Raw genomic sequence first — 1,425 nt, 5'->3', positions numbered from 1 at the left:
GTGTATAAGAGACAGCAGCAGGACCACCGGCGCGGCCGCCAGGTCGGCATAGCTGACCTCGACACCGCGGCCGGCCACCCGGGCGCCCAGGAATGCGGCCTCCTCGGCGGAGTGTGCCCGGGCCCGGAAGTCGATGTCATCGCTGTGCAGTGCCAGCCGGGCGAACTTGGCGTAGCTGTAGGCGTCTTCGGCCGACATCCGGCCGCCGACCAGCACCCCGGTGCGGCCGCGGGCCGCAGCCAGGCCCCGAGCGGCAACCGCGGCCGCGTGCGGCCAGGAGGTGGGAACCAGGTTTCCGTTGTCGTCGCGGATCAGCGGTGTGGTGATGCGGTCGCTTTGGGTGGCGTAGGTGAAGGCCCAGCGGCCCTTGTCGCAGTTCCACTCCTCGTTGACGTCCGGGTCGTCGCCGGCCAGTCGCCGCATCACTTTGCCGCGCCGGTGGTCGGTGCGCTGAGCGCAGCCCGACGCGCAGTGCTCGCAGACGCTCGGCGTGGACACCAGGTCGAAGGGCCGGGCCCGGAATCGGTAGGAGGCGCCGGTGAGAGCACCCACCGGGCAGATCTGGACGGTGTTGCCCGAGAAGTAGGAGTCGAACGGGGTGTCGCTGTAGATGCCGACCTGCTGCAGGGCGCCGCGGTCCATCATCTCGATGAGTTTGTCCCCGGCGATCTCGTTGGCGAACCGGGTGCAGCGTGCGCACAGGATGCAGCGATCCCGGTCCAGCAGCACCTGTGCGGAGATGTTGATCGGTTTGGGGTAGTGGCGCTTGGTCTCTTCGAAGCGAGTTTCGGAGCGCCCGTGTGCCATCGCCTGGTTCTGCAGCGGGCACTCTCCGCCCTTGTCGCAGGTCGGGCAGTCCAGCGGGTGGTTGATCAGCAGCAGCTCCATCACCAGGTGCTGGGCCCGGTCGGCTTCGGCGGAGGTGTGCTGGGTGCGTACCACCATGCCGTCGGCGGCGGCCACCGCGCACGACGGCTGCGGCTTGCGCTGGCCTTCCACCTCGACCATGCACTGCCGGCACCAGGCCACCGGGTCCAGCAGCGGGTGGTCGCAGAACCGCGGGACCTCGATGCCCAGCTGCTCGGCCGCGCGGATGATCAAGGTGCCCTTGGGGACGGTGATCTGTTGGTCGTCGATGGTGAGGGTGACCGTTTCCTGACCATCCGGCTGAGCGTTTTGCGTCACGCCGCACCGCCGCGGGATCCACCTGCCACGTACATGCTCGCTTTCGGGTCGAACGGGCAGCCCCCGTCGAGGTGGGCGATGTATTCGTCACGGAAGTACTCGATCGACGACTTCACCGGCATCGCCGCGCCGTCGCCCAAGGCGCAGAAGGACTTCCCGAACAGCACGTCGGCGATGTCCAGCAGGGTGTCGAGGTCTTCGGGGGTGCCCCGGCCGGATTCCAGACGCTCGTAGATGGGC

Annotated in this window: 2 protein-coding genes; both read right to left on the bottom strand. The window is 68.6% G+C overall.

Features of this window, described 5'->3' with window-relative positions:
• Window positions 1–1,185: 2Fe-2S iron-sulfur cluster-binding protein (locus tag LI92_RS21190; RefSeq protein WP_046322469.1), on the bottom strand; the 1,185-nt coding region annotated here is incomplete at its 3' end.
• Window positions 1,182–1,425, bottom strand: a 244-nt coding sequence (locus LI92_RS22035; RefSeq protein WP_286135220.1) for an NADH-ubiquinone oxidoreductase-F iron-sulfur binding region domain-containing protein, incomplete at its 5' end; no start/stop codon positions are given. The genes LI92_RS21190 and LI92_RS22035, both read right to left, overlap by 4 nt.

The sequence above is a fragment of the Mycobacterium sp. UM_Kg1 genome (assembly GCF_000972925.1).
Lineage (GTDB): Bacteria > Actinomycetota > Actinomycetes > Mycobacteriales > Mycobacteriaceae > Mycobacterium > Mycobacterium hiberniae.
This window is presented reverse-complemented; position numbering and strand designations above follow the sequence as displayed.